We start from the raw sequence: 7,176 nt of genomic DNA on the forward strand, positions 1-7,176 counted from the left end.
GCCGCCGCCCCGCGACCGGCGTACACCGCCGCGCCACCAGGGCCGGAACGCGTGACCGGCGGGGGCCGCTCGCGTGACGCCCGGCCGGGGGCCGGGAGGTCTGTGGCGCGGACCATAGGGTGTTCTGTCCTTACCTGTGCATGATGTCCGGGTCCCTCGAACACCCTCGGGCCACACGCCTCGGGCCACCCCCGGATGCACAGGACGGAAGGTTCATGAGTCATCGGCTGACGTCCCGGCGCTCCCGGGCGGCCGTCAGCGCCGCTCTCGTCTGCGGCGTGCTCGCACCGGCGGCCGCCATGGCGGTGCCCGCCTCGGCGGCCGCCCCCGCCCCGGTCTCCTGCGTCTCGAAGAAGACCGGACTCGCCACCCGGCTGGCCGAGGACATCACCGCGGCGCTCAAGGGCTCCCGGGCCACCACCGCGGTGGCGGTCCACGACAACAGGACCGGCACGGACTGCACCCTGCGGGCCACCCAGCGCGTGGACTCGGCCAGTGTGGTCAAGTTGACGGTCCTCGCCACCCTGCTCCGGGACGCCCAGCGCACGGGCCGGGCCCTGACCCCGCACGAGTCGGCCCTGTCCACCGCCATGATCACCAGGTCGGACAACGACGCGACCAGCGAGCTGTGGAGCCGGCTCGGCCCGGCGAAGGTCAAGGCGTTCCTCGAGGCGGCCGGGATGACCCGCACGGTCCCGGACGCCGGGGGAGCGTGGGGGCTCACGCAGATCACCGCCCAGGACGAGCAGCGCCTGCTGACCCTGGTGACGAGCCGGAACAAGGTCCTCGACGACCGCTCGCGGGCCTACATCCTGGAGCGCATGCGCAACGTCGTCCCGGACCAGCGCTGGGGAGTGCCCGCGGGTGCCCCGGCCGACGCGACGGTCCAGCTCAAGAACGGCTGGCTGGAGCGGTCCGCCCACGGCTGGCGTGTCCACAGCGTGGGCGCCTTCAGCGGCAAGGGCCACGACTACCTGATCACCGTCCTCACCCAGGACAACAGGACGATGGACGACGGCATCAGGACCATCCAGGCCGTGGCGGGAGCCGTCCACAAGGATCTCGGCCCGGCCGCCGGCCGGTAGGCGGCGCGGCCGGCAGCCGCGCCGCCCCGAGGCCCGGACCCCGCCGGCGCGGGCGTCCGCGTCCACCCGTCGGAGGTCCTAGGACTTCCTGCCCCCCGCCTCGGCCCATGGACCGGCGATTGTTGCGGTGGGATGAAATCCGCAGCTGGCGGCGTTGGTGACAGGCGGCAGACCAGGTGGGGCGACGGGCACAGCGGGAGGCACGATGGCGGGCGACGGCACGGGCGAGGAGCGGGAGAAGGCGGACCCCCAGGGGTGGGGCCGGCGGCTCGCCGGATACGCCTGGCGCTACCGGCGCAACGTCCTGCTGGCCCTGGGCTCGTCGCTCGCCGGCATGGCCGTGATGGCCGTCGTGCCGCTGATCACCAAGGTGATCATCGACGACGTCGTGGGCGCCCACACCCGCTCCCTCGGCCTGTGGACCGGGCTGCTCGTCGCAGCCGCCGTTCTCGTGTACGCCGCCACCTTCGTCCGCCGCTACTACGGCGGACGGCTCGCCCTCGACGTCCAGCACGACCTGCGGACCGAGATGTACGGCACGATCACCCGGCTCGACGGGAAACGGCAGGACGAACTGTCCACCGGCCAGGTCGTGGGCCGGGCCACCAGCGACCTCCAGCTGATCCAGGGCCTCCTCTTCATGCTCCCGATGACCATCGGGAACGTCCTGCTCTTCCTCATCTCCCTGGGGATCATGGCGTGGCTGTCGCTGCCGCTGACCCTCGTCGCCCTGGCGGTCGCCCCCGCCCTCTGGTTCATCGCCCGCCGCTCCAAGGCCCGCCTCTTCCCCGCCACCTGGTACGCCCAGAGCCAGGCCGCCGCCGTGGCCGGCGTGGTCGACGGGGCCGTGTCCGGGGTCAGGGTCGTCAAGGGGTTCGGGCAGGAGGAGCAGGAGACCGGCAAGCTCCGGGAGGTGGGGCGCAAGCTGTTCGCCGGCCGCATGCGGACCGTGCGGCTGAACTCGCGCTACACACCCGCCCTGCAGGCGGTCCCGTCCCTCGGCCAGGTCGCGATGCTGGCCCTCGGCGGCTGGCTCGCCACCCGGGGCGAGATCACCCTCGGTACGTTCGTGGCCTTCTCCACCTATCTGGCCCAGCTCGTCGGGCCGGTCCGGATGCTCGCGATGGTCCTCACCGTCGGCCAGCAGGCCCGCGCCGGCGTGGAGCGCGTCCTGGAGCTGATCGACACCGAGCCCTCCATGCGGGACGGCGCCAAGGAGCTGCCGGCCGACGCCCCGGCGAGCGTGGAGTTCGACGACGTGCGCTTCGGCTACGCCGACGAGCGCCCCGTCCTGGACGGGTTCTCCCTGACCATCGAGCCCGGTGAGACCGTCGCCGTCGTCGGCGCCTCCGGCAGCGGCAAGTCCACCGTCTCCCTCCTGCTGCCCCGCTTCTACGACGTCTCGCACGGCGCCGTCCTGGTCGGCGGCCACGACGTCCGGGAGCTGACGCAGGACTCCCTGCGGGCCGCCGTCGGGCTCGTACCGGAGGACAGCTTCCTCTTCTCCGACTCGGTCCGCGCCAACATCGCGTACGGGCACCCGGACGCCACCCAGGAGCAGATCGAGCGGGCCGCACGCGCCGCCCAGGCGCACGGCTTCATCACGCGGCTGCCCGAGGGGTACGACACCAAGGTCGGGGAGCACGGGCTCACCCTGTCCGGGGGCCAGCGCCAGCGGGTCGCCCTCGCCCGGGCCATCCTCACCGACCCCCGTCTGCTCCTCCTGGACGACGCCACCTCGGCCGTCGACGCCCGCGTCGAACACGAGATCCACGAGGCGCTGGCGCAGGTCATGGCCGGCCGCACCACCCTGCTGATAGCGCACCGGCGCTCCACCCTGGGCCTCGCCGACCGCATCGCCGTCCTCGACCGGGGGCGGCTGGCCGACATAGGGACGCACGCCGAACTGGAACAGCGCTCGGCGCTCTACCGCCGGCTGCTCACCGACCCCGACGAGCTCGGCGGCACCTCCCCGGGGCACCAGCGGGTGACCGACGGGGCACCGGACGACGACCGCACGCTCCAGGAGGAGCTGGAGGCCGAGTTCGACGCCGAACGGGGCATCACCCCCGGGCTGTGGATCCGCAAGGAGGAGCAGCGCGACACGGCGGCGGCCGGGATGCCCGCCACCCCCGAACTCCTCGCCCAGGTGGAGGCGCTGCCGCCCGCCACGGACACACCCCGCATCGACGAGGCGAGCGCCGTCCGCCCGGAGGAGTCCTACGGCCTGCGCCGGCTGCTGCACGGCTTCGGGCTCCCGCTGCTGGTGAGCCTTGCGCTGGTCGCCGCCGACGCGGGCATGGGCCTGCTCCTGCCGGTGCTGATCCGGCACGGTATCGACGACGGTGTGCAGCGCATGGCGCTCGGCGCCGTCTGGGCGGCGGCCGGCCTCGGCCTGCTCGCCGTCCTCGTGCAGTGGGCGGCCCAGGTCGGCGAGACGAGGATGACGGGCCGCACGGGCGAACGCGTCCTGTACTCCCTGCGCCTGAAGATCTTCGCGCAGCTGCAACGGCTCGGCCTCGACTACTACGAGCGCGAGCTGACCGGCCGGATCATGACCAGGATGACGACGGACGTCGACGCCCTGTCCACGTTCCTCCAGACCGGCCTGGTCACGGCGTTCGTCTCGGTCGTCACCTTCTTCGGCATCACCGTGGTGCTGCTCGTCCTCGACGTGCAGCTCGCCCTGGTCGTCTTCGCGACCCTTCCGGTGCTGGTCGCCGGCACCTTCTTCTTCCGCCGCAGGAGCGTGCGGGCCTACGAACTGGCCCGGGAGCGCATCAGCGTCGTCAACGCCGACCTCCAGGAGTCCGTCGCCGGGCTGCGCATCGTGCAGGCCTTCCGCCGCGAGCACGACGGCGCGAAGCGGTTCGCGGAGCGCAGCGACCACTACCGTGAGGCCCGGGTGCGCGGGCAGTGGCTGATCTCCGTCTACTTCCCCTTCGTGCAGCTGCTGGCCTCGGTGGCGGCGGCGGCCGTGCTGATCGTCGGCGCGGGGCGGATCGACGACGGCACGCTGACCACGGGCGCGCTGGTCGCCTACCTCCTCTACATCGACCTGTTCTTCGCCCCGGTGCAGCAGCTCTCCCAGGTCTTCGACGGCTACCAGCAGGCGACGGTCTCGCTCGGCCGGATCCAGGAGCTCCTGCGCGAACCGACGTCCACCGCCGACCACGACGCGCCCCAGGACGTCACCTCACTGCGCGGCGAGATCGCGTTCGAGGACGTCTCCTTCGCCTACGGCGGCGAGGAGGAGGCGCTGACCGGCATCGACCTGCGCATCCCGGCCGGCCAGACGGTCGCCTTCGTCGGTGAGACGGGCGCGGGCAAGTCCACGCTCGTCAAGCTGGTCGCCCGCTTCTACGATCCGACGAGCGGGCGTGTCACGGCCGACGGCACGGATCTGCGCCGGCTGGACAGGACGGCGTACCGGCACCGGCTCGGGGTCGTGCCGCAGGAGGCGTACCTCTTCGCGGGCACGGTCCGCGACGCCATCGCCTACGGGCTGCCCGAGGCCGACGACGCGCAGGTGGAGGCGGCGGCCAGAGCGGTCGGCGCCCACGAGATGATCGCCACCCTGGAGGGCGGCTACCTGCACGAGGTCGCCGAGCGCGGCCGGAACCTCTCGGCGGGGCAGCGCCAGCTGATCGCCCTGGCGCGGGCCGAGCTGGTCGATCCCGACATCCTGCTGCTCGACGAGGCGACCGCCTCCCTGGACCTCGCCAGCGAGGCGCAGGTCAACCAGGCCACGGACCGGCTCGCCGGCCGCCGCACCACCCTAGTCGTGGCCCACCGGCTGACGACGGCCGCCCGGGCCGACCGGGTCGTGGTGATGGACGGCGGAAGGGTCGACGAGGACGGCACGCACGACGAACTGCTCGCCCGGGGCGGCCTGTACGCCCGGCTGTGGCGCACCTTCATAGGGGAGGACCTCGGCGAGGACGCACCCGTGAAGGTCTGACACCGTTGTCGTCCGCCCGCGCTTCCCCGGAACCCCGCGGCCTCCTTTCGCGTCGTAGACCCGTACATACGTGTGTGCGGTGGGGATCGACGTGTTCGACGGAGCGGGTGGGGTGGACGGAGTGGCGGGACCACGAGGGTCGGCGGGACGGCCGGAGGGCCGGCGCCCGGTGGCGGCGCTGTTCGTGCTGTCGCTGCTCGCTTCGGCGGGCCTGGTGCTGGGCGGCCCCGCGGCGGCCCCCGCACAGGCCGCGTCGGCCTGCTCGGGGCGGCTGGTCAGGACGGTGACGTTCGCCACCGGTTCGCTGCGCGTCTACGAGAGCCGGGCCTACGCCTGCGCGGTCACCGTCGCCAGGAAGCCGGGTGCCCGCCGCACGATGCGGGTGTCGCTCCAGCCGCGGGGCGGCCGGGCGGTCGTCGACAGCGGTGGCTTCACCAAGCTGGCCGGCCCCGTCACGGTCCACGCGCTCAACCGGTGCGTCCGCGCCTCGGGTTCCGTCGCCGGTTCCTCGGGTTCCACCGGGTGGATCCTGTGCTGACACGCGACCGGGTCTGGCGTGGCAGGTGTCACCCCGACTAGGTTCACGGCGACTGTCGTGAATCAAGGGGAGGGTGCATGCGCAAGGCGCTCACAGGGGTTCTGTCGCTCGCGGTGCTCATAGGCACAGCGGGAGCGACCGGAGCCTCGGCCGGTGCGGCCACCGCCGCGGAACCGGCCGCGAAGCACAGCAGCGGCTCCACCAGCAGCAGCGAGGACATCAAGGACCGCATCCTGGCCATCCCGGGCATGAGTCTGATCGAGGAGAAGCCGTACCCCGGCTACCGCTTCTTCGTCCTGAACTACACACAGCCCGTCGACCACAAGCACCCGTCCAAGGGCACCTTCCAGCAGCGCGTCACCCTGTTGCACAAGGACACCGACCGGCCCACCGTCTTCTTCACCAGTGGCTACAACGTCTCCACCAACCCGAGCCGCAGTGAGCCGACGCAGATCATCGACGGCAACCAGGTCTCGCTCGAGTACCGCTTCTTCACCCCGTCCCGCCCGGCGCCCGCCGACTGGTCGAAGCTCGACATCTGGCAGGCCGCCAGTGACCAGCACCGGGTCTTCACGGCGCTGAAGAGGATCTACTCCGAAAACTGGCTGACCACCGGCGGTTCCAAGGGCGGCATGACCGCCACCTACTTCGAGCGCTTCTACCCGAAGGACATGGACGGCGTCGTCGCCTACGTGGCGCCCAACGACGTGGTCAACGACGAGGATTCGGCGTACGACCGCTTCCTCGCGAACGTCGGCACCGAGGAGTGCCGGGGCCGGCTGAACGGCGTCCAGCGCGAGGCGCTCGTGCGCCGCGGGCCGCTGGAGAAGAAGTACAAGGCGTACGCCGCCGAGAACGGCCTCACCTTCAACACCGTCGGCTCGCTCGACAAGGCCTACGAGGCCGTCGTGATGGACTACGTGTGGGCGTTCTGGCAGTACAGCCTGCTCGCCGACTGCGAGAGCATCCCGGCCGACGCCCCGGACGCCGCCGACCAGGAGATCTGGGACTCGATCGACGGCATCTCCGGCTTCTCCGCCTACGCCGACCAGGGGCTGGAGCAGTACACGCCGTACTACTACCAGGCGGGCACCCAGCTCGGCTCGCCCGACATCGCGCAGCCCTGGCTGGGCGACCTCAGCCGGTACGGCTACCAGCCGCCCCGCGCGTTCGTGCCGCGCTCCATCCCCATGAAGTTCAAGCCCTCGGCCATGCGGGACGTGGACAGCTGGGTCCGCGACAACGCCCGGCACATGATGTACGTCTACGGCGAGAACGACCCGTGGGGCGCCGAGCGCTTCCGCCTGGGCCGCGGTGCCCGTGACAGCTACGTCTACACGGTGCCCGGCGGCAACCACGGCTCCAAGGTCGCCGGTCTCGTCGCCGAGGAGAAGGCCAGGGCGACGGCGGCGATCCTGCGCTGGGCCGGAGTCGCCCCGGCGGCCGTGGAGGCCGACCCGGCGAAGGCGAAGCCGCTCGCGAAGTACGACGCGAAGCTGGACAGGCGCGACGCGGAACTTGAGAGGCAGCAGGGCACGCTGCGGCCGTAGTACGGCCCCGCGCGGAAGCGGGCCGGGCGCACCGGGTGGTCC

The 7,176-nt window shown here is 72.3% G+C and carries 4 protein-coding genes; all 4 read left to right on the forward strand.

The window, feature by feature from the left end; genetic code table 11:
• The first annotated feature begins 215 nt into the window (after nt 1-215).
• The 4 genes from ABZ371_RS26530 to ABZ371_RS26545 all read left to right on the forward strand — a co-directional run bounded on the left by ABZ371_RS26530 (nt 216) and on the right by ABZ371_RS26545 (nt 7,134).
• Complete coding sequence (locus ABZ371_RS26530; RefSeq protein WP_358684044.1) at nt 216-1,085, forward strand: serine hydrolase; 870 nt, start codon at nt 216-218, stop codon at nt 1,083-1,085.
• Between the two features lie 205 nt (nt 1,086-1,290).
• Complete coding sequence (locus tag ABZ371_RS26535; protein WP_358684046.1) at nt 1,291-5,046, forward strand: ABC transporter ATP-binding protein; 3,756 nt, start codon at nt 1,291-1,293, stop codon at nt 5,044-5,046.
• Between the two features lie 112 nt (nt 5,047-5,158).
• On the forward strand, nt 5,159-5,584 hold the full coding sequence (locus ABZ371_RS26540) for a hypothetical protein (RefSeq protein WP_358684050.1): 426 nt from the start codon (nt 5,159-5,161) through the stop codon (nt 5,582-5,584).
• 77 nt (nt 5,585-5,661) lie between these two features.
• Nucleotides 5,662-7,134: a S28 family serine protease gene (locus tag ABZ371_RS26545; protein WP_358684048.1), complete on the forward strand. Its 1,473-nt coding sequence runs from the start codon at nt 5,662-5,664 to the stop codon at nt 7,132-7,134.
• The last annotated feature ends 42 nt before the right edge of the window (nt 7,135-7,176 follow it).

The sequence above is a fragment of the Streptomyces sp. NPDC005899 genome (assembly GCF_040629645.1).
In the GTDB taxonomy this organism is placed as follows: domain Bacteria; phylum Actinomycetota; class Actinomycetes; order Streptomycetales; family Streptomycetaceae; genus Streptomyces.

Coding starts and splice junctions, on each gene's coding strand:
- ABZ371_RS26545 (WP_358684048.1), top strand. CDS start 5,662: ATGCGCAAGGCGCTCACAGGGGTTCTGTCGCTCGCGGTGCTCATAGGC.
- ABZ371_RS26530 (WP_358684044.1), top strand. CDS start 216: ATGAGTCATCGGCTGACGTCCCGGCGCTCCCGGGCGGCCGTCAGCGCC.
- ABZ371_RS26535 (WP_358684046.1), top strand. CDS start 1,291: ATGGCGGGCGACGGCACGGGCGAGGAGCGGGAGAAGGCGGACCCCCAG.